The sequence below is a fragment of the Nonomuraea sp. NEAU-A123 genome (genome assembly GCF_018603905.1).
Classification (GTDB): domain Bacteria; phylum Actinomycetota; class Actinomycetes; order Streptosporangiales; family Streptosporangiaceae; genus Nonomuraea.
Window position 1 is genome coordinate 482,827 of the sequence record NZ_JAHFZZ010000005.1, and the last position, 19,095, is coordinate 501,921.

General features: G+C 69.9%; 14 protein-coding genes. 9 read left to right on the plus strand and 5 right to left on the minus strand.

Annotated features, from left to right (window positions below):
- The first annotated feature begins 273 nt into the window (after positions 1–273).
- Positions 274–894 (plus strand): hypothetical protein, encoded by a 621-nt coding sequence (locus tag KLK06_RS18005; protein ID WP_214636616.1) that lies wholly within the window; start codon positions 274–276, stop codon positions 892–894.
- 292 nt (positions 895–1,186) lie between these two features.
- Here KLK06_RS18005 and KLK06_RS18010 read toward each other — a convergent pair whose 3' ends face one another.
- Both KLK06_RS18010 and KLK06_RS18015 read right to left on the minus strand, forming a co-directional pair.
- On the minus strand, positions 1,187–2,173 hold the full coding sequence (locus KLK06_RS18010; RefSeq protein WP_250905557.1) for an alpha/beta fold hydrolase: 987 nt from the start codon (positions 2,171–2,173) through the stop codon (positions 1,187–1,189).
- Positions 2,174–2,326: 153 nt separating this feature from the next.
- Positions 2,327–3,034 carry a hypothetical protein gene (locus KLK06_RS18015; RefSeq protein WP_214636617.1) on the minus strand — a complete coding sequence of 236 codons (708 nt, stop codon included), beginning with the start codon at positions 3,032–3,034 and terminating at the stop codon, positions 2,327–2,329.
- Between the two features lie 212 nt (positions 3,035–3,246).
- Here KLK06_RS18015 and KLK06_RS18020 point away from each other — a divergent pair, with 212 nt between their 5' ends.
- The 5 genes from KLK06_RS18020 to KLK06_RS18040 are packed head-to-tail and all read left to right on the plus strand — an operon-like array spanning position 3,247 to position 9,439.
- Positions 3,247–4,395, plus strand: a complete 1,149-nt coding sequence (locus KLK06_RS18020) for a sensor histidine kinase (RefSeq protein WP_214636618.1) — start codon at positions 3,247–3,249, stop codon at positions 4,393–4,395.
- 10 nt (positions 4,396–4,405) lie between these two features.
- Positions 4,406–5,089 (plus strand): response regulator transcription factor, encoded by a 684-nt coding sequence (locus KLK06_RS18025; RefSeq protein WP_214636619.1) that lies wholly within the window; start codon positions 4,406–4,408, stop codon positions 5,087–5,089.
- A gap of 41 nt (positions 5,090–5,130) precedes the next feature.
- On the plus strand, positions 5,131–5,754 hold the full coding sequence (locus KLK06_RS18030; RefSeq protein ID WP_214636620.1) for a TetR/AcrR family transcriptional regulator: 624 nt from the start codon (positions 5,131–5,133) through the stop codon (positions 5,752–5,754).
- Positions 5,754–7,487, plus strand: coding sequence for an ABC transporter ATP-binding protein (locus KLK06_RS18035; RefSeq protein WP_214636621.1), 1,734 nt, complete (start codon positions 5,754–5,756; stop codon positions 7,485–7,487). The genes KLK06_RS18030 and KLK06_RS18035 overlap by 1 nt, the downstream gene beginning before the upstream one ends.
- Entirely contained in the window at positions 7,484–9,439 is a 1,956-nt protein-coding gene (locus KLK06_RS18040) for an ABC transporter ATP-binding protein (RefSeq protein WP_214636622.1), read from the plus strand. Before KLK06_RS18035 ends, KLK06_RS18040 begins: the two co-directional genes overlap by 4 nt.
- Positions 9,440–9,524: 85 nt before the next feature.
- Here KLK06_RS18040 and KLK06_RS18045 read toward each other — a convergent pair whose 3' ends face one another.
- The 3 genes from KLK06_RS18045 to KLK06_RS18055 all read right to left on the minus strand — a co-directional run bounded on the left by KLK06_RS18045 (position 9,525) and on the right by KLK06_RS18055 (position 12,075).
- Entirely contained in the window at positions 9,525–9,833 is a 309-nt protein-coding gene (locus tag KLK06_RS18045; protein ID WP_214636623.1) for a MiAMP1 family antimicrobial peptide, read from the minus strand.
- A 131-nt stretch (positions 9,834–9,964) separates the two neighbouring features.
- Positions 9,965–10,600, minus strand: coding sequence for a hypothetical protein (locus KLK06_RS18050; protein WP_214636624.1), 636 nt, complete (start codon positions 10,598–10,600; stop codon positions 9,965–9,967).
- A gap of 95 nt (positions 10,601–10,695) precedes the next feature.
- Positions 10,696–12,075 (minus strand): helix-turn-helix domain-containing protein, encoded by a 1,380-nt coding sequence (locus KLK06_RS18055; RefSeq protein ID WP_214636625.1) that lies wholly within the window; start codon positions 12,073–12,075, stop codon positions 10,696–10,698.
- 197 nt (positions 12,076–12,272) lie between these two features.
- On the opposite strand from KLK06_RS18055, the gene KLK06_RS18060 reads away from it, so the two are divergent.
- The 3 genes from KLK06_RS18060 to KLK06_RS18070 are packed head-to-tail and all read left to right on the plus strand — an operon-like array spanning position 12,273 to position 19,080.
- Positions 12,273–15,884, plus strand: a complete 3,612-nt coding sequence (locus tag KLK06_RS18060) for a WD40 repeat domain-containing protein (protein WP_214636626.1) — start codon at positions 12,273–12,275, stop codon at positions 15,882–15,884.
- On the plus strand, positions 15,875–16,564 hold the full coding sequence (locus tag KLK06_RS18065; RefSeq protein WP_214636627.1) for a hypothetical protein: 690 nt from the start codon (positions 15,875–15,877) through the stop codon (positions 16,562–16,564). The genes KLK06_RS18060 and KLK06_RS18065 overlap by 10 nt, the downstream gene beginning before the upstream one ends.
- Entirely contained in the window at positions 16,537–19,080 is a 2,544-nt protein-coding gene (locus KLK06_RS18070; RefSeq protein ID WP_214636628.1) for an NACHT domain-containing NTPase, read from the plus strand. Before KLK06_RS18065 ends, KLK06_RS18070 begins: the two co-directional genes overlap by 28 nt.
- The last annotated feature ends 15 nt before the right edge of the window (positions 19,081–19,095 follow it).

Genomic DNA, 19,095 nt, shown 5'->3' on the forward strand with positions numbered 1-19,095 from the left:
ATTCTAGGCAAGGGGTCAGCCGCAAGATTATGCCCTGACGCGGGCCGACAGCTCGAGCGGTTCCGGTGGTACACCCCGCCCGCGAGATGCAAGCTCGCTCAGGAGGTCGCGTACGCGGGCGCCGACGCGCACGAATGCGGCAAACGGTTCCCGGTAATCCCCAACGTTAGGTATTTCTCTCCATCGCCGGATCTCCCATTCTGAAAAGGCAAGACACGGCCCTCCCAACGGATGGGCCCCGGAGATTCGCGGCGCAAAAGGAGCCACCCCGAAATGTCACAATTCACCACCGAAGAGCAGAACCAACTGGCCGCCTTCCTCCATGACCTCGATTCCGCGCCGAACCTGCACGCGTCTGTCGGTGCCTCGCTGGAAATGCCGTCGTCGCCCGGTCCGGGCGGCCTTGGCCGGCGTGTCGCCAGTGCCGCCGGGATCGGGCTGCCGGGGGCGATGGCGGCCGCTGGAACGATCGGTCCCTTTGATGCGCGGATCGGGTTCAGGGATGGTGTCGCCGTGGGCGGCTTCGCCAACCTGGCCCTGCATGACACCGGGTCGTACAACTTCAGCGGGCATTTCCATGTGTCCGGCGCGATCAGTTACGACACGTCGTTCATCTGGGCGGTCAGGGACTTCCTCGAGCCCAGCCCCAACGTCTACACCTTCGCGCACACCGGGCGGGTGCACGGCACCTTCGAACCCGGTTCGCGGGACGACGACTGGGGCAAGTCCGAGATCCTGCCCGCCCTGCACGACGGCTGGGCCGACCTGAACCGGCGTTGGGCCTGGCGCTGGGAGGCCAGGGTCAACGCCGATTTCGGGGTCTTCCTGGATGCCATCATCAAGGTGGTCGCCGCCGGCCAGGCGATCGGCAGGGTCATCTCGGTCGTGGCCTGACCCGGCAGGAGAACGCTGGCGGTCTTTGGTCGCGGGTTTCCGTAGCGACCAAAGACCGCTGGGCCGGAGCCGGACAAAAAGACTCAAGAAAGCTGCAGGGTCCCCAACCCTCTTTTCTGGCCTCCGGCATCATTCGCGCCAACGGCTGAACGTTCTGATTCTCCGAGATAATTGTCGTTATCCCCGCGCATCTCAAGGCGGTGTACCGCAAGACGAGCGCCGGCCGCAGCTCACGCTTCCTCGAGGGCTCATCGCGGGCACGCATGCGGGCGAGCCGCAGGAGGCGGCTGCCTCAGGTGGGCAGGCAGGCGAGCCAGCCGCGGAGGATCTCGTTGACCTCCTCGCGGCGCTCCTGCTGAATCCAGTGGCCGCACCCGTCGAGGATGTGCGAGGAGACCAGGCCCGGCAGGGTGGCGGGATATGCCGTGATGGCGTCGGCCATCCAGGTGGTGGAGGCGTCTAGCGCGCCGCCGATGAACAGGGACGGCTGGGTGATGGGGGAGCCGTCGAAGCCGACGAGGTCTTCCCAGTCCCGGTCCATGTTCCGGTAGCGGTTGAGCGCCCCGCTCATACCGGTCCGCTCGAACTCCGCGGCGTAGACATCGAGGTCGTTCTCACTGAGCCAGGCGGGCAGCCGACCGATGGGGAAGCGGTCGCGCAGCGTCCCGCCCCGGGACACGAAGTGCGGATCGGGGGCGTCGGCGGGCGGCATGGTGTCGGCGGACAGGGCGGCGTAGAAGCCGGCGAGCCAGCCGCGGACGTCGGGTTCGATCTCGGCCTCGGCCCGGCCTGGTGCTTGAAAGTAACTGACGTAGAACTCCTCCTCCGCGCCCATACGCGCGAACACCTCGCTGGGCCGCGGCCCGCCGCGCGGGGCGTACGGCACGCTCAGCAGCCCGACCGCGCGGAAGACGTCGGGCCTGACCAGAGCGGAGTCGGCGGCGATGGTCGCACCCCAGTCATGACCCACGATCACCGCCGTCCGCTCGCCCAGGGCACGCACCACGGCGACGTTGTCCTCGACCAGGTCGAGCATCCGGTACGCGGCCACGCCCTCAGGCTTGGCGGAGCGGCCATAGCCGCGGACATCCACGGCGACGGCCCGATAGCCGGCGGCGGCCAGCGCCGGCAACTGGTGGCGCCAGGAGTACCAGGACTCAGGGAACCCGTGCACCAAGAGCACCAGCGGCCCGGAGCCCTGCTCCACCAGGTGGATGCGGCCGGTACGAGACAAGACCAGACGGTGTGTCATCTCCGCGACCGGATCAGGCTGCGACATCAATCCTCCCTAGCTTTGATCCACGTGGGTGCCGCGCGGCCGGCCGAGACCAGTCAGTCCGCCGTCCGACGGCACCCGCGCCAAGCATCCGGCGTACGGTGAGACCATCACGAATCGCTTTGCCGTATTGGCAAACTCAGGGTGCCAAGGACGTCACGCAGCAGCGGCCGCGGCGCGCTCGCGCTGGAAGACCCGCACGCCGGCAACCCCGAGGGGCAGGTACAGCGCGGCGAACGCGCTGCCGATCACATACGTCAGGTCGGCCGGGATGAACATCATCGCGACGAAGGCGCCGAGATAGACCGCGGTCAGCCACCAGCCCACGACACCCGCCCGGGCGAGCCCGGCGCACAGCGCGAGCAGGCCCAGGAAGGCGAAGATCTCGGTCCCGCTCCACAGGGGCATGAACGCCGACCCGTCCACGGTGTCGGAGATCCGCACCGCGACGTCCATCGGGAGCTGCTGCCCGGTGACCATCCGCCACCAGTCGTCGCGCACCGCCCCGGACACGTTCAGCAGTCCCAGCGCGGTGGCGAGCACACCGAACGCCGTCGGCCACCGGCCCTTACGGCCGCGGACCAGACCGGGCACCGCCAGCGCGCCGAGCGCGCCGACGATCAGGCCGTAGTGCAGCAGGATCGCCGACAGCTCCGTCAGGAACGAGTCGCGGGCCAGCGAGGTGACGTAGTCGATCGTCGAGTTCGAGTCCTGGGGCGGGCACGCCATCATGCCGGCGAACATCAGCAGGGGACTGCTGATCAGGGCGGTGCCGCCGGCGCGCCGCAGGAACCGGCTCGCCCGGTCGGCGCCCTCGGGGAGCACATCCGAGGCGGCCGTGGCGGTGTGGGCAAGGGGGGTCATGTCGTACCTCCGTGTCGCTGGGGTGGATCGTTGCGGTGAGAACTCTTCCGCCGCGGCACCCTGTGGCGCGTCAGCCATCGCGCACCGTGATCGATCCCCGATCCGGCGGACGGCACCTCGGCCGGGTCCACCGAACGGGGGATCCCGCGGCCTGCGGTAGTCCGCCATCCGGGGGAGTCGGCCGACGGCGCGCCTGGTTACGATCGGTGGCCATGACGATGACCCGGCTGAGGGACGTCCGCCTCATCCCCCTGGTCGCCGGCCCGCTGATCGGCTTCCTGGCCGTGATGGAGACCCGGCTCGACGACTTCTTCGGCGCCAGCGCCACCGTCACCTGGATCTGGGGCGTCCTGCTGGGGGCCGGGGTGGTGGTCGCGGCCTGGTACCCACTGGCCGGTACGGTCATCGCGGCCGCCTGCCTGCCGATCCCCGTGGTCGCGTTCGACGCGCCAGGAGTCGGTGGCGCGGCGATGATCGGGCTGATCGGGGTGGTGGCGTGGGTCGGCTGGCGCGAGCCGCCCCGGCGTTCGGCCCTGGCGTTCTGCGCCGCGGCCGTGTCCTTCGCGAGCACCTCGATGGCCGCCGGCGAATCGCTGTGGGAACTGTTCTTCATCCCGGCGATCCTGCTGCCCGGCCTGGGCATGGGGCTGCTGGCCCGCCGCAGCGGCGAGCGGGCGGCCAAGCTCGCCGAACTGGCCGCCGCTCTCGACGCCGAACGCGAGGCGAACGCCCAGGCCGCGGTCGCGCAGGAGCGTACGCGCATCGCACGGGAGGTGCACGACGCGGTCGCGCACTCGGTCAGTGTGATGACCCTGCAACTGGGCGGCCTGCGCCGGCTGCTCGACGGACGCCCGGCCGAGCAGGAGATCGTGGCCGGGCTGGAGCGTCTCGGACGGCAGACGGTGGAGGAGATGCGCGGTCTGGTCGGCATCCTGCGCGAGCACGTCGACGGCGAACGGCCGGTCCCGGCGCCGTCGCTGGCCCGCGTCGGCGAGCTGATCTCGGATGTCCGCGCCGCCGGCCTGAAGGTGACCCTGGATTCCCCCGCCGAGCCGCCCCGGCTGCCGCCGGTCCTGGATCTCACCGCGTACCGGGTGCTTCAGGAAGCTCTGACGAACGTGCTGCGGCACGCCGGAGAGGTGCCGACCGAGGTCACCATCGGCTACACCGACCAGGCCCTCACGCTTGAGGTACGCAACAGACCCGGACGGGCGGCGCGTCAGGTCGCCGGGCGCGGCGGCCACGGGCTGGTCGGCATGCGTGAACGGCTGGCGATGGTGCAGGGCAGCCTGCACGCCGCTGCCGAGCCGGACGGCGGGTTCGCGGTCCGCGCCCGGTTCCCCATTCCTCGCACATGGTAGGAAAAGCGGCATGACAATCTCGGTGGCGCTCGTCGACGACGAGGCGATGATCCGTGTGGGCCTGCGACTGGTGCTCAGCAGCGAATCGGATATCGAGGTCGTCGGCGAGGCGTCCGACGGCGTCGAGGCCCTCGACCTGGTCGCGCGTACGCGGCCCGACGTCGTCCTGATCGACGTGCGGATGCCGAAGATGGACGGGCTGGAGGCGTCGCGGCGGCTCGTACGCGACCACCCCGAGAGCAAGGTCGTCGTGCTGACCACCTTCGACGAGGACGCGCACGTCGCTGCCGCACTACGCGCGGGAGTCAGCGGCTTCCTGCTGAAGGTCGCCCCGCCCGAGCATCTGGTCGAGGCGGTCAGGACGGTGGCGGCCGGCGGCGGGCTGCTCGACCCGGCGGTGACCCTGCGGGTGATCGCCGCGTTCGCCGGCCAGCCGGATCCCTCCCGCACCACGAGCCGGGCAGCCGAGCTGGAGGCGCTCACCAGCCGGGAGACGGACGTGCTGAAGCTGCTGGCCCAGGGCCTGACGAACACCCAGATCGCCGCCCGGCTCTTCCTGGGAGAGGCGACGGTCAAGACCCACCTGTCGCGGGTCCTGATGAAGCTCAACCTGACCACTCGCGTTCAGGCGGTCGTCTTCGCCTACGAGAGCGGCCTCGTCCGTCCGGGAGAGCAGAATTCGCCGGGAGAATAACCATTTGAACGAGTGAGTACTCGCTCATTAGAGTGTCCCGCATGACCAAGAGGCGACGGGTGCCGGCCATGGCACCAGAAGACCGCCGTGCCGCGCTCATCGCCGCCACGCTTCCCCTGCTGCGCGAGTACGGCACCGAGGTGAGTACCCGTCAGATCGCCGAGGCCGCGGGCGTGGCCGAGGGCACGATCTTCGGCGTCTTCCCCGACAAGGCCTCGCTGCTGCGGGCGGCGCTGATGAGCGCGTTCGACCCGCAGCCGGCGGTGGACGCGCTGGCGGCCATCGGCACGCACATCGAGCTGCGCGCGCGGCTGCGCGAGGCGGTCGCGATGCTGCGGGCAGGGATGAGCGCCAACGCCAAACTCTTGGCCGGGCCCAATGAACTGATGGCCGACGACGCCGGGTTCCGCGAGCGGATGATGGACAACCGGCGTCGCATACAGGCCGGGCTCGCCGCTCTGGTCGAGCCCGACCGCGACCGGCTGCGCCGCTCTCCCGAGGCCACGGCACAGTTGCTGCTCATGCTGATCGCGGTGAGTGTGCACCGCGGCTTCGGCCAGGGCGGCGAGTCCGGAGACATGGACGACGAGGAGATCGTCTCCGTGTTGCTCGATGGGCTGCTCGTACGGCCCGCCCCCACCCCTTCCACAGAAAGCACTTCTTGATGCTGCTCCGTCTCCTGCGCGCCCAGCTCAGGCCGTACGGGAAAGAGATCACGTTAGTCGTCCTCTTCCAGTTCGTGCAGACGCTGGCCACGCTCTATCTCCCCACTCTCAACGCCGACATCATCGACAACGGCGTCGTCAAAGGCGACACCGGATACATCGCACGCATCGGGCTGGTGATGCTCGGTGTGACGCTCATCCAGATCACCTGCTCGATCGTGGCCGTCTACTACGGCGCCCGGACCTCGATGGCCCTGGGCCGGGATCTGCGGGCCGCGATCTTCCACCGGGTGCAGGACTTCTCCGCCCAGGAGGTCAACCGGTTCGGGCCGCCGTCCCTGATCACCCGGACCACCAACGATGTGCAGCAGGTCCAGTTGCTCGTGCTGATGACGTTCACGATGATGGTGGCGGCGCCGATCATGTGCGTCGGCGGCATCGTGCTGGCGCTGCGCATCGACGCGACGCTGTCGTCGCTGCTGCTCATCGTGCTGCCCGTGATGATCGTCATCGTGGGCCTGATCGTGATGCGGATGCGGCCGCTGTTCCGCGCGATGCAGGAGCGCATCGACCGGATCAACCAGGTGCTGCGCGAGCAGATCACCGGCATCCGGGTCATCAGGGCCTTCGTCCGTGACAAGCACGAGCGCGAGCGCTTCGCCGTGGCCAACGAGCAGCTGACCGATGTGTCGCTGCGGGTCGGGCGGCTGATGGCGCTGATGTTCCCCTCGGTCATGCTGGTGGTGAACCTGTCCAGCGTCGCCGTGGTGTGGTTCGGCGGCCACCGCATCGCCGACGGGACCATGCAGGTGGGCGCGCTGACCGCGGTCATCTCCTACCTGATGCAGATCCTGATGTCGGTGATGATGGCGATGTTCATGTTCATGATGATCCCGCGGGCCGAGGTCTGCGCCGAGCGCATCGACGACGTGCTCGGCACCGAGCCGACCGTCCACCCGCCGGCCAGCCCCATCACCCCCGAACGACACCTCGGCGAGCTGGAGCTGCGCTCCGTGGACTTCCGCTACCCGGGTGCCGAGGAGCCGGTGCTGTGCGACGTGAGCTTCGTGGCGCGGCCGGGTCATACCACCGCGATCATCGGCAGCACGGGCAGTGGTAAGACGACGCTGCTCAACCTCATCCCCCGCCTGTTCGACGCGACCGCCGGCGATGTGCTGGTCGATGGCGTGAACGTGCGCGACCTCGATCCGGCCGCGCTCTCCCGGGCGGTCGGCCTGGTCCCGCAGTCGCCCTACCTCTTCTCCGGCACCGTCGCCTCCAACCTGAGGTACGGCAAGCCGGACGCGACCGACGAGGAGCTGTGGCAGGCCCTTGACGTGGCCCAGGCCCGCGAGTTCGTCGAGGCGATGCCCGGCGGCCTGGACGAGCCGATCTCCCAGGGCGGCACCAACGTCTCCGGCGGCCAGCGCCAGCGCCTGGCCATCGCCAGGACACTGGTGCACAGGCCTGAGATCTACCTGTTCGACGACTCCTTCTCCGCCCTCGACTACGCCACCGACGCCCGGCTGCGTGCCACGCTGGCCGAGAAGATCACCGACGCCACGATCGTCATCGTGGCCCAGCGGGTGAACACGATCCGCGACGCCGACCGCATCCTCGTGCTCGACGACGGCCGCGTGGTCGGCAGCGGCAACCACGCCGAGCTCATGACCAGCTGCCCGACCTATCGGGAGATCGTGCTGTCCCAGCTCACCGAACAGGAGGCAGCATGACTACCCAGGCGCCCGCGCGCCGCCCTCAGCCTGGTTTCGGCCCGGGGCGGATGATGTCCGGGCCCGCCGAGAAGGCCCTCGACTTCGGCGGTTCGCTCCGCCGCCTGCTGCGGCTGTTGCGCCCCGAGCGCGCGCTGCTGGGGATCGTCCTGGCCCTCGGTACGGCCAGCGTCGCGCTGAGCGTGACGGGTCCCAAGATCCTCGGCCACGCCACGGACCTGATCTTCTCCGGCATCATCGGGGCCCGGCTGCCCGCGGGGGTCACCAAGGAGCAGGCCGTGGCGGGGCTGCGCGCCAAGGGCCAGGGCACGTTCGCCGACATGGTGTCGTCGATGAGCGTGGTGCCCGGCCACGGCGTCGACTTCACCGCGCTGGCCCAGGTGCTGGGCTGGGTGCTGGCGATCTACCTGCTGGCCTCGCTGCTCGGCATCGCGCAGTTCCGGCTGACCACGACCATCGTGCAGCGGGCGGCGTCCCGGCTGCGTGAGCGGATCGAGGCCAAGCTGGCGCGGCTGCCGCTGAGCTACTTCGACGGCCAGCCGCGCGGCGAGACCCTCAGCCGCGCCACCAACGACACCGACAACATCGCGCAGACACTGCAGCAGACGATGAGCCAGCTCATCACGTCGGTGCTCACGGTCGTGGGGGTGCTGGTGGTGATGTTCTGGATCTCGCCGATCCTGGCGCTCATCGCGCTGGTCTCGGTGCCGCTGTCCATCTACGTCACCGCGATCATCGGCAAGCGGTCGCAGCCGCAGTTCATCAAACAGTGGTCCTCGACGGGCAAGCTCAACGGCCACATCGAGGAGATGTACGGCGGGCACACGCTGGTCAAGGTGTTCGGCAGGCAGAAGGAGGCCGGCGAGATCTTCGCCGAGCACAACCAGGCCCTGTTCACCTCCAGCTTCCGCGCCCAGTTCATCTCCGGGATGATCCAGCCGGCCATGATGTTCATCGGCAACCTCAACTACGTGCTGGTCGCCGTCGTGGGTGGGTTCAAGGTGGCCTCGGGCTCGATCTCCCTCGGCGACGTGCAGGCCTTCATCCAGTACTCGCGGCAGTTCAGCCAGCCGTTGACCCAGGTGGCCGGCATGGCGAACCTGGTGCAGTCGGGCGTCGCCTCGGCCGAACGGGTCTTCGAGCTGCTGGAGGCTCCCGAGCAGTCCCCGGAGCCCGCCAAGCCCGCACGGCCCGCGCAGGTCAGGGGCCGCGTGGCGTTCGAGAACGTGTCCTTCCGCTACACGCCGGACAGGCCGCTGATCGAGAACCTGTCGCTGACCGTGGAGCCCGGCCAGACCGTGGCCATCGTCGGCCCCACGGGAGCGGGCAAGACGACGCTGGTCAACCTCATCATGCGCTTCTACGAGGTGACCGGCGGCCGTATCACGCTCGACGGCGTCGACATCGCCGAGATGTCCAGGGAGGAGCTGCGCGCCAACATCGGCATGGTGCTGCAGGACACCTGGCTGTTCGCCGGCACGATCGCGGAGAACATCGGCTACGGGGCGGAAGGCGCCACGCCCGAACGGATCGAGGCCGCCGCGGAGGCCGCCCACGTGGACCGCATCGCGCACACGCTGTCCGACGGCTATGAGACGGTGATCGACGAGGAGAGCGGCTCGACGGTCAGCGCGGGGGAGAAGCAGCTGATCACGATCGCCCGGGCGTTCCTGTCCGAGCCGGCGATCCTGATCCTGGACGAGGCGACCAGCTCGGTCGACACCCGGACCGAGGTGCTCATCCAGCGGGCGATGAGCTCGCTGCGCGAGGGACGTACCAGCTTCGTGATCGCCCACCGGCTGTCCACGATCCGCGACGCCAACCTGATCCTGGTCATGGAGAACGGGCGGATCGTCGAGCAGGGCACGCACGAGTCGCTGCTGGCCGCGGACGGCGCCTACGCCCGGCTGTACTCGGCCCAGTTCGCCCAGCCCGTCGCGGAGGTGGATTAGATCACCGCCGCGGCCCGCTGAGGGACGGCACACGAATCGGTGCCCGGTGAGATCTCACCGGGCACCGATCAGTGGGCGGTCACGATCAGCACACGATGAAGATGCTCTGCCAGCCGACAGGCGTCCGCTGCTCCGCGTTGCGGTTGGAAGGCAGCTCGAAGTGCGTCACACCCTGCGCGTTGGGCTGGTTGTACATGCGCCCCGACTGGCCGTCGCCGTACCACTTGTAGGACCCGTGGAAGGGGATGTTGGACGGCCCGCACGCGTCGATGACGACGGACCTGCCGGTGAAGCCCCGCCCCTCGTAGGCGACGTACTGCGAGGCGTAGGCGGCACTGGCGGTGAGCGCGATGATTCCGGCTGTCAGGGCGGGGACGAGGAGGATTCTCTTCACACTGCTCCTTGGGTGCAAGGTTCTGCTCGGCAAGCCGGGCTTGCCGCAGGACGCCACCCATCATGTACGGAAAGTGATGGAGGAACTACTTACTGTGACGGCAGGCTGTGCTCGCCTCAAGTCGCCGAATGTCAGTCGGCACCGGCGCCATGTGCTGTGCGGTGCCATGCGGCGCGGAGGGCCTGGATCTCTTCGGGGGTGCTCTCCCGGGCGATGTACGGGATGTCGAGGATGTGGCGGCTGCCGGGCAACTTGGCGCGGACCACCCCGGCGTCCTGGAGGATCTGCGCGTAGACGGAGGCCCCGTCCATGCAGAACACGTCGATGACCGCCACCCGCCCATCGAGGGCCTGCCGCAGGTTGCCGGAGTTCAGGTCGATGCCGTCCCACCAGGGCGTCCGGGCCCGAAACTCGGCGTCGACCGCGGCGGCGGCCTGCCGTACCTCGGCCAGGGCCACATCGCCTTCGCCCGCCCGCCACTGGCGGGCGACCTCCTTGGCCCGCACCGGTTCGAGCGGTGCCAGGAATTCCAGCACGGCCAGCGTGCCGCCGCCGTCCAGCGGGCTGTCGAAGGCGATGCGCGGCAGGTAGGGGTTACCGCGCCGGCGACGGCACAGTTCGAGGAAGGCGGCGTAGGCCGGATCGAACGGACACACCCTGGCCGCCCACAGCCCGTCGGGAGAGCGCAGGCCGATCGCCCAGTCGCCGACGCCGCACGGCGTCCAGCCGGCCAGCACCAGCTCGGCCGTGGCCTCGCGGTGAGTCATCGAAGGCCAGGGCACGTCGGGGAGCACGGGCGCAGCCTACGAGATCCGCCCGACCGAGCGCACCCGGGTTTCGGCTCGGCCCAACCGAGCCCGACCTACACCCACGACCGGCCGGCCCGTTCGCCCAGCCCCTTGACGACTCGGAATCTGACACCGCCTTCCACGCCCTGAAGGTCATCAACGGCATCCGTTGGGTGCGGCAGGGCCGAAACATGGTCGCGGACCAGCTCATGGAATCGGTACCGGCAGGGGGCGGACTCCTGAAGGAGGTGGGCGTCCAGCAGTTGGTCCAGCAGCCGTCTCGCGCGCACCACGGTCGTGTCCAGCGCGGCGGCGGCCTCGGTGACGCCGAACTCGGTGCCGACGCGCGCACCCAGCAGCCGATACACCCGTCGCTGGTCCTCGGGAAGCCGCTGATAGGACAGGTCCAGGGCGACGGCGACGCTGTGCGGCCCGGCCGTCAACTCGGCCAGCCGATCATCCGTCAACCGGTTCAGCAGATGTCCGAGGCTCCAGGTGGCACGCGCCTGAAGCTGGACGGCGGCGATGCGGATGGCGAGCGGGAGCAGCCCGCAGCGCTCCACGATCTCCACCAGAGCCGTCGCCGGCGCATCCGTGACCCGCTCCTCCCCGGCCGTGCGGGTGAACAGGTCGACCGCCTCCTTCAGCGGCAGGACATCCAGCGACAAGGTTCGGGTGTCGTCCAGGGCGATCAGCCGGCGCCGGCTGGTGACGATCAGCCCACAGCCCGGGTCGGCCGGCAGCAGCGGGCGGACCTGGTCTTCATCGGCGGCATTGTCCAGCACGATCAGGACTTCGCGGTCGGCCATCACGCTGCGATACAGCGCGGCGCGGTCATCGAGGTGCTCGGGGACGCACTCGTCAAGGACACCGAGTGTGCGCAGGACGCGGGCGAGCGCGTCACCTGGATCGACCGGTGACTTTCCCTCGGTATGGCCGTGGAGGTTGACGAACAGCTGCCCGTCGGGAAAACGAGAGGTAAGACGATGGGCGGCATGAACGGCCAGTGCCGTCTTACCGACTCCGGCCATGCCGTCAATGGCGACGACCGTCATCGTGGTCGCATTCTCGTAGTAATCTGCCAAAGCCATCAGTTCACGCCGTCGGCCAACAAATGCCGCCACGCCCGCCGGTAGCTGTCGCGGAATCGGCGGTGGGCCGGTTCCCGCCGGATCATCGCGTTCGGTGGAAACCGACGGACCGCGAGCCACGGCGACCAGCATCGCGCGCTCTTCGCCGTTCAGTCCCAACGCCTCCGCCAGCAGCAGTATCGACCTGGTACGAGGCTGCTGAAGTCCGTCGTGTTCCAACCGGCGGACGGTCCGAACGTTCAGGCCGGCCCGTTCGGCCAGTTGCTCCTGAGTCAGCAACGCCCGCTTCCGCCACGTGCGCAGCAGCGTTCCCAAAGAAAAATCTATGACTTCCGCCAGCGCGGAAACGGTGGAGATGGTCACGGCAACTCCGAGCTCATCAGGTTGGATAGTGTTTGCCGGACCTGACCGGTGAGATCCGCAGATACATGAAAAGCGCGTTCGGGCGGTTCAAACCACTGGTCAGACGAAAGCGAACGGAATCGGACGGTCTGAGGGGCCGGATCATCGCGTTTAACTGTGTTTGATCAGCATCGGCGTGATTAGCCAGAATGAAGGCCATGGGTGAGGGTGACGAGGATGGCGCGCGGGCGCAGTCGGGTCTCCGGCCGCTGAGGAGCCACGGCGCCCTGCTTTCGCCGTCCGGCGAGGTGTGCCCCTACCAAGGGCTGGTGCCGTTCGAGACCGAGAAGACCGAGTTCTTCTTCGGACGTGCGCGGGCGACCTACAGCCTTCTGGAGCGCCTGGGACCGCGCCTGGACGAGCACGGGTCCATCCTGCTGATCTCGGGTGCCTCGGGTGTGGGCAAGTCGTCGCTGTTACGGGCGGGGCTGATGCCGGCGCTGGCGAAGGGGATGCTGCCGGTCGCCGGATCGCAGCGTTGGCGCCGCCTGCTCATCACGCCGACCTCAAGGCCGTTGTGGGCACTCGCCGAAGGGTGGGCGGAGGCGTTCGGCGGGCGCGTCGAGACGGCGTACGAGCACCTGCGGGACGATCCGCGGCGGACGCTGTCGGGGGCTCTCTCCACGGACGGCCGTCTCGTCCTGGTGGTCGATCAGTTCGAGGAACTGTTCGTTCTGGTGACCGACGAGCAGGAGCGCCAGGCGTTCGTGCGGGTCCTGGACGCCCTGGCCGAAGGCCCGCGGGGCGCCGGGGTGATCATCGGGGTACGCGCGGACTACTGGGACCGCTGTGCGGCTTACCCGCAGTTCGCCGAGGCCATCCAGGACGGCCAGGTCATCGTCGAGCCGATGGCGGAGTCGGATCTGCGGCTGGCCATCACCGGCCCCGCGGCCGCGGTGGGGCTGGAGATCGAGCCCGGTCTGGTGGAGACCATCCTGGGGGAGTTACGCGCCGGCCAGGCCGCCGGCGATCGCTACGAGGCCGGGGCCCTGCCCCTGCTGTCGCAGGCTCTGCGCAACACCTGGGAGAGACGTGAGGGCGGTCGGCTGACCGTCCGGGGATATGAGGAGTCCGGCCGGGTCCGCGACTCCGTGCGGCGCACGGCCGACGAGGTACTCGGGCGGCTCCCGGCCGAGGACCGCAAGACCGCGCTCAGACTCTTCCGGCGCATGACATTGATCACCACGGGCGGGCGGGTGGCGCGCCGCAGGGCCACCCTGACCGAGATCCACGCCGCCGCGTCGGCGAACTCGGCGGAGCGGCGAGACCGAGCGGAGGCGCTGCTCTCCGCGTTCGCCGACCAGCGCCTGCTCACCCTGCACGAGGACACCGTCGAGATCGCCCATGACGCCCTCCTGATCGCGTGGCCGACCCTCCGCCAATGGCTCGAACCCGACTTCACCGCACAGACGGTGTACGACCGGCTCATCGACGACGCCGCCCAGTGGGCCGAGAACCACCGCGACCCCGCCTTCCTCTACCGGGGCGGTCGGCTGCTGGCAGTCCAGGACAGCCGGCCCCGCTGGGACCGCGACCCCGACAGTTTCCCGCCGCCCGGCCCCACAGCGGAGCGCTTCCTCACGGCATCGACGCGGGCGGCGCGGCGGGCCGGCCGCCGCCGGCGCCTCGTCATGGCCGGCCTCGCGGTGCTGTCGGTTCTCGCCCTCATCGCGGCCGGCGCCGCCGTCAACGCGGCGAACGACGCCGTTGCGCAACGCAGGGTGGCGGACTCGCGCCGACTGGCGGCGCAGAGCGAGGTGACCGGTGACACCGCCCTGGCCTCGATGCTGGCCGTGGCGGCGTGGCGGATCGCTCACACCGACGAAGCCCGCAACCGTGTCCTGGTCGCGGCGACCCGTACCGGCCGGGGGACCCTCACCGGGCACACGAGAGGCGTCACGGCACTGGCGTTCAGCCCCGACGGTTCGATCATCGCGACAGGAAGCGACGACGGCACCGCGCGGCTCTGGGACACGGCGTCGCGGCGGCAGCTCGGCGCCCCGATCACCCGGCGGAAATACGACTGCTCAAGCGTCGAGCTGGCCTTCAGCGCCGATGGCCGGACCCTGGCCACGGCGTGTCTCAACAGCGTCCGGTTCTACGACGTGGCCACCCATCGCGAGCTGGGCGTCGAGCTGGAGCACGAGGAGGTCGTGTCGGCGATCGCGTACAACCCGGACGGAAAGACCTTCGTGACCGGTGACTTCCACGGCGTCGTCCGGCAGTGGGACGCTGTCACGCACCGTCCGCACGGGACTCCCATGGGCCGCCCCGACGACGGGCAGCAACTCGCCAGCGTCATCCGCGAGGTGGCCTTCAGCCGGGACGGAAAGACCCTGGCCAGCGCGGGCAACGAGACCGTACGGCTCTGGGACACCGCCACATCCCGCCAGATCGGCACCCCGTTCGCCCGGCACGCCAAGGGGGTCTACGGTGTCGCCATCAGCCCGGACGGTGCCACCCTCGCGACCGTGGGCTACGACAGAACCGCCCGGCTGTGGAACATCGCCACGCGGAAGCAGACAGCCGTGTTCAAGGACCGCTCCGCCGGTTTCAACGCGATCGCCTTCAGCCCGGACGGCACCCGGCTCGCCACCGCCGGGTCCAGCGGTCGCACCGTCCTGTGGGACACGGCCAGCCGGCAACAGCTGATCGCGCTCGCCGACAATCTCAGCGGTGTCGACCGCGTGGCGTTCAGCCCGGACGGGAAACTGCTCGCCGCCGCCAGCGACGACGGCGTCGTACGGCTGGCCGACCCGCAGGTCCACCTGCAGATCGGGACCCCGATGCCCGCACGCGGCGTCGTCGCGCTGAGCCCTGACGGACGGACCTTGGCCGCCGGCGTGGGCGACGAGAAGGACCCCGCGATCCAGCTATGGGACGTGGCCACCCAGCATCCCATCGGCGGCCCGCTGCGTCCCAAGGGCCCTCGCCTCTCCGCGGCCACGATCGCCTTCACCCCCGACGGGCGGACGCTCCTGACCTCCAACTCAGACGGCCTGCGGCTCTGGGACGTCGCGAGCCGCCGCGAGCTCGCCCATGACGGAACACTCACGGGCGTGGCCAAGCTCAGTCCCGACGGCAGATTCGTGGCCGTCCAGCAGGACGAGGCCATCGCGTTCTGGGACGTCGCGCGCCGCCGGGAGAGCGGGCCGCGCATCCGCGTCACCGACCACACCGACGTGATCACGGCGATAGCGATCAGCCCCGACGGCGCGACGCTGGCGACGACGGGTTTCGACAACCGGGTGCGGCTCTTCGACGTGGCCACCCGCCGCCAGCTCGCGGGCCCGTCGGCCGCGGCCGACGGCGGGTTCATCAACGACCTGGCGTTCAGCCCCGACGGCCGGCGGCTGGCCTTCACGGCCGGCGACCACTCCGTCCGGCTGTGGGACGTGGTGCGCCGCCGTCAGGTCGGCATCGGCCTGATCGTCAAGGACGGCCCGGTCAACGCGCTCGAGTTCAGCCCGGACAGCCAGGTCCTCGCCACCGGCTCCACCGGCGGCGATGTGCAGCTCTGGGACCTGCTGGCGTACCGGCCGCTCGGTGCCCTGATGGTCGGCCACACCCGCGGCGTGACCGCGCTCGCCTACGGGCGGGACGGGACGACCGTCGCCACGGTGGCCGGCGACGGGACCGCGCGGCTGTGGAACGTCGCCACACCCGCCGACCTGGTGGCCGCGGCGTGCGCCAACGCGGGCCGCTCCCTCACCCGCGACGAATGGGAGAACTACGTTCAGGACGAGGATTACCAGCAGACGTGTCCGTGACCCTGGACCCCACCACGGAGGCAGCGAGCATGTTCCTGCGAGGTTTACGGCGACGGACGGGCAAGCCCGTCCCGGAACTGGCCGCGTTGTTCCGTTCGATCGTCGCGGACGGCCGGCAGGTCCACCCGATGGCGTCCGATTTCCTGGAGCACTTCATGGACGGCGTCGGCGCCTCCAGGACGATGTCGCTGCGCTGGCTCCGCTCGTTCAAAGTGATCAAGAAAGCCGAGCGCAAGAACCAGCGCCGGTTCGAACGGCAGCTCGTGCGAGAGGCCGGACTGTTGCGCGACGGCGGCTCCACCTGGCTGCACGATTACTGGGACGCGCGGATCAACGCGTTCATCGGCACGGAGCTCTTCTACGTCAGCAGGATGAGCCTGCTGCGCTCGCAGGGCTCGTTCGTCCTGACCCGGACCGGACCGGAGGTGCGGGCGTCCGGTACGGTCCGCCACCACTGGTTCGATCCCTATGACTGGGACCGCGGCCGATGGGTCTACATTCCCCGGCACGGGTTCGTGCCCATCGCGGTCGGCCGGGAGCTGGTGGAGTCCGATGAGGCGCGCAATTTCCTGATGGAGTCACGTCATGTCCAGACGCTGGTGGGCACGTGCTGGGATGGCCGGCGGCGCCGGCGCGGGAGGGCGGTGTTCGAGTGGTCGCTGGTGAGGACGACGCGCTGATGACCGCGGACCACCCCCGTCCACCCGATCCCACCGAGGCCGGCAGCGCCGCGGACTTCGTCCGGTCGCTGGTCCGGCTCAAACAGTGGGCGGGCGAGCCATCCTTGAGCAGGCTGCGCTCTCTCGGCGGCCAGACGGTGACCTCGGACGGCGTCACGATCGACGCGTTGCCCAAAAGCACGACCTCGCAGGTGCTCCGGCAGACCGACAGGCTGCCGCGGTGGGATTTCGTGAACGCCTTCGTCACCGCCTGCCTCCGTTACCGCGACTATCCGAACGAGCTGATTCCCGCTGAGCTCGAACGCTGGCGGGTGGCCAGGACCGCCTTGACCGAGCCGGTCGCTCGTACAGAGACCCTGGCGGAGGCGTCCGCGGCGATCACAGAGATCGAGGCGGCTCATGCGGAGGCCACCGGTCGGGACCAGGCCGTCGAACTCCTGGCGCGACGCGTGGCCCGGGAGGAGGACAGGGCGCGTAAAGGGCTGCTCGGCGGCTACAGCATCGCGCCGGTCTCGTTCGCGGCGCACCACGACGACGCCACCGGCGAGGTGAAGGACGACCTGCACTCGATCGCGAGGTTCTTCAGCGAGCTGCACCCGCAGCGCCTGCTGGTCGTGGGCGAGTCAGGAGCGGGCAAGACGGTGCTCGCCATCGAACTGGTGCTGCGACTGCTGGAGCCCCTCCTGACCAGCGACGGACGACCCGATCACCGGCAACTGGTGCCGGTACGCCTGAACGCCGCACGATGGACCTTGGGCAGCCCGTTCGAACCATGGCTGGCCGAACAACTGGTGCGGGACTTCGGACTCGCGGCCAAGGACGCGGCGCGGCTGGTGCGGGACCGCCAGGTGCTGCCGGTGCTGGACGGGCTGGACGAACTGGACCCCGAGCCGTCCATGGGCCCGCCCCGCCGGGCGATCGGCCTGCTGGCCGCGCTCAACCGCTACAGCGACCTTTCCAGACGGCGACCGGGGGCGGTCGTCGTGACCTGCCGAGCCGACCGCTACACCGAACTGTCGGAAGCCCGCGCCGGACTCGACAACGCCACCCGGATCCATCTGCGTGACCTGACCATCGAACAGATCAATGCGTACCTGCGTACCCGCTGGCCGGACGGCCATCCCTGCGACACCTACCGCGACGGCATCCACGCGGCACTCTCCGGAACGTCGGGGACTGCCATCCGCACCGCCCTGGCCACGCCGTGGCGGCTGTTGCTGACCGTGACCGCCGTGGAGTCCGGCGCCGATCCGGCCGAGCTGCTCCGCGCCGGCCCGGACCCCGATCCGCGGGTGGCGGCGGCGCGGATCGCCCGGAGGCTGCTCGACGCGTACGTCCCGGCGGCGACCGGACTGACCCCACGCACCGCTCCCGGCACGCCGTACCGTCCGGAACAGGTGCGGTCCTGGCTGGAGAACCTGGCCTCTCACCTGCGGTGGCAGGCCGCCTACACCGCCGAGACGGATCGGCCGCCGCCCGGTCTGACGCCGATCGACATCGTCCCGCACCTGCTGTGGCCGATCGGTGGCCGGCGGCTGGTCCGGGCGTTGCACTGTCTGTGCTGCGTGATCTTCGCCGTCATCGCCATGCTGGCGTTCTGGGCGGGGTCGGCGGTCGACCGCCCCGGTGACCTGCGCGACTGGCTCGACGTGGGGGAGGGGCTCACCTTGGCGCTCATGGCGGGCTGGGTGGGCATCGCCACCGGCCTGTCGCTGTCGCCGTGGCCGGCCGCGGCCGGTGGGCGGGCCAACGTTCCGCACCGCCGGCGCATGATCGGTGGTCTGCTCGGTGCCCTGGCGGGCGGTCCGATCGGTGTGCTCTGCGGCCTGGCCGGGTTCGTGCTGACCGGAGGCAAGGTCTTCGACCCCGGTTTCGCCGTCGCCGCGGGGGCGGCTGGGGGCGGGGTGTTCGGGGCGGTTCTCGGGTTGACCGCCGCCGCGCGGCGGGGGGCCGAGCGCATGTCCATATCCGAGGCGGTCCGCGCCGAGCCGGTCATCCTGCTGGGCTTCGGGCTGTGCGGCGCCCTCACCGGACTGCCGCCGCTGCGCCTCGCGGGCGCCGGCCCGCTACCGCTGGCTGCGGAGATCGTGGGGGCCTTCGCTCTGGCCTTCGCGCTCGGGGTCGTCTTCAAGATCACCACGGGTGGCTGGAGCAAGGACGCGGAGCTGGCCCACCCGCGAGAGGCCCTCCACCGCAATCCGATGATCGGAGTGGCCTTCGGCCTGACCGGCGGCGTCGCCGCCTTTCTCGTGTTCGTCATGAGCCAGGGAGTCGTCGAGTCGCTGGCGTGCGCGCTCATCGGCGGGGTGACCTTCGGCCTCGCCTTCGGCGCGATCGCCTGGGCCCGTACCATGATCGGCCTGATCGTCTCGGCCGCGCGTGGGGTGCTTCCGCTGCGGCTGTGGACCTTTCTCGACTGGGCCTGCGAGGCACGGTTGCTGCGGGTCAGCGGCGCCACCTACCAGTTCCGGCACCGCGAACTCCAGGACTTCCTGACCCCGCCGGAGGACGACTGAGACCGCTGCTGTTCC

Bases quoted from the DNA above. Each gene is read 5' to 3' on its own strand.
- KLK06_RS18060 (WP_214636626.1), top strand. From the start codon at position 12,273: ATGGGTGAGGGTGACGAGGATGGCGCGCGGGCGCAGTCGGGTCTCCGG.
- KLK06_RS18015 (WP_214636617.1), bottom strand. From the start codon at position 3,034: ATGACCCCCCTTGCCCACACCGCCACGGCCGCCTCGGATGTGCTCCCC.
- KLK06_RS18010 (WP_250905557.1), bottom strand. From the start codon at position 2,173: ATGTCGCAGCCTGATCCGGTCGCGGAGATGACACACCGTCTGGTCTTG.
- KLK06_RS18040 (WP_214636622.1), top strand. From the start codon at position 7,484: ATGACTACCCAGGCGCCCGCGCGCCGCCCTCAGCCTGGTTTCGGCCCG.
- KLK06_RS18035 (WP_214636621.1), top strand. From the start codon at position 5,754: ATGCTGCTCCGTCTCCTGCGCGCCCAGCTCAGGCCGTACGGGAAAGAG.
- KLK06_RS18005 (WP_214636616.1), top strand. From the start codon at position 274: ATGTCACAATTCACCACCGAAGAGCAGAACCAACTGGCCGCCTTCCTC.
- KLK06_RS18020 (WP_214636618.1), top strand. From the start codon at position 3,247: ATGACGATGACCCGGCTGAGGGACGTCCGCCTCATCCCCCTGGTCGCC.
- KLK06_RS18025 (WP_214636619.1), top strand. From the start codon at position 4,406: ATGACAATCTCGGTGGCGCTCGTCGACGACGAGGCGATGATCCGTGTG.
- KLK06_RS18050 (WP_214636624.1), bottom strand. From the start codon at position 10,600: ATGACTCACCGCGAGGCCACGGCCGAGCTGGTGCTGGCCGGCTGGACG.
- KLK06_RS18030 (WP_214636620.1), top strand. From the start codon at position 5,131: ATGACCAAGAGGCGACGGGTGCCGGCCATGGCACCAGAAGACCGCCGT.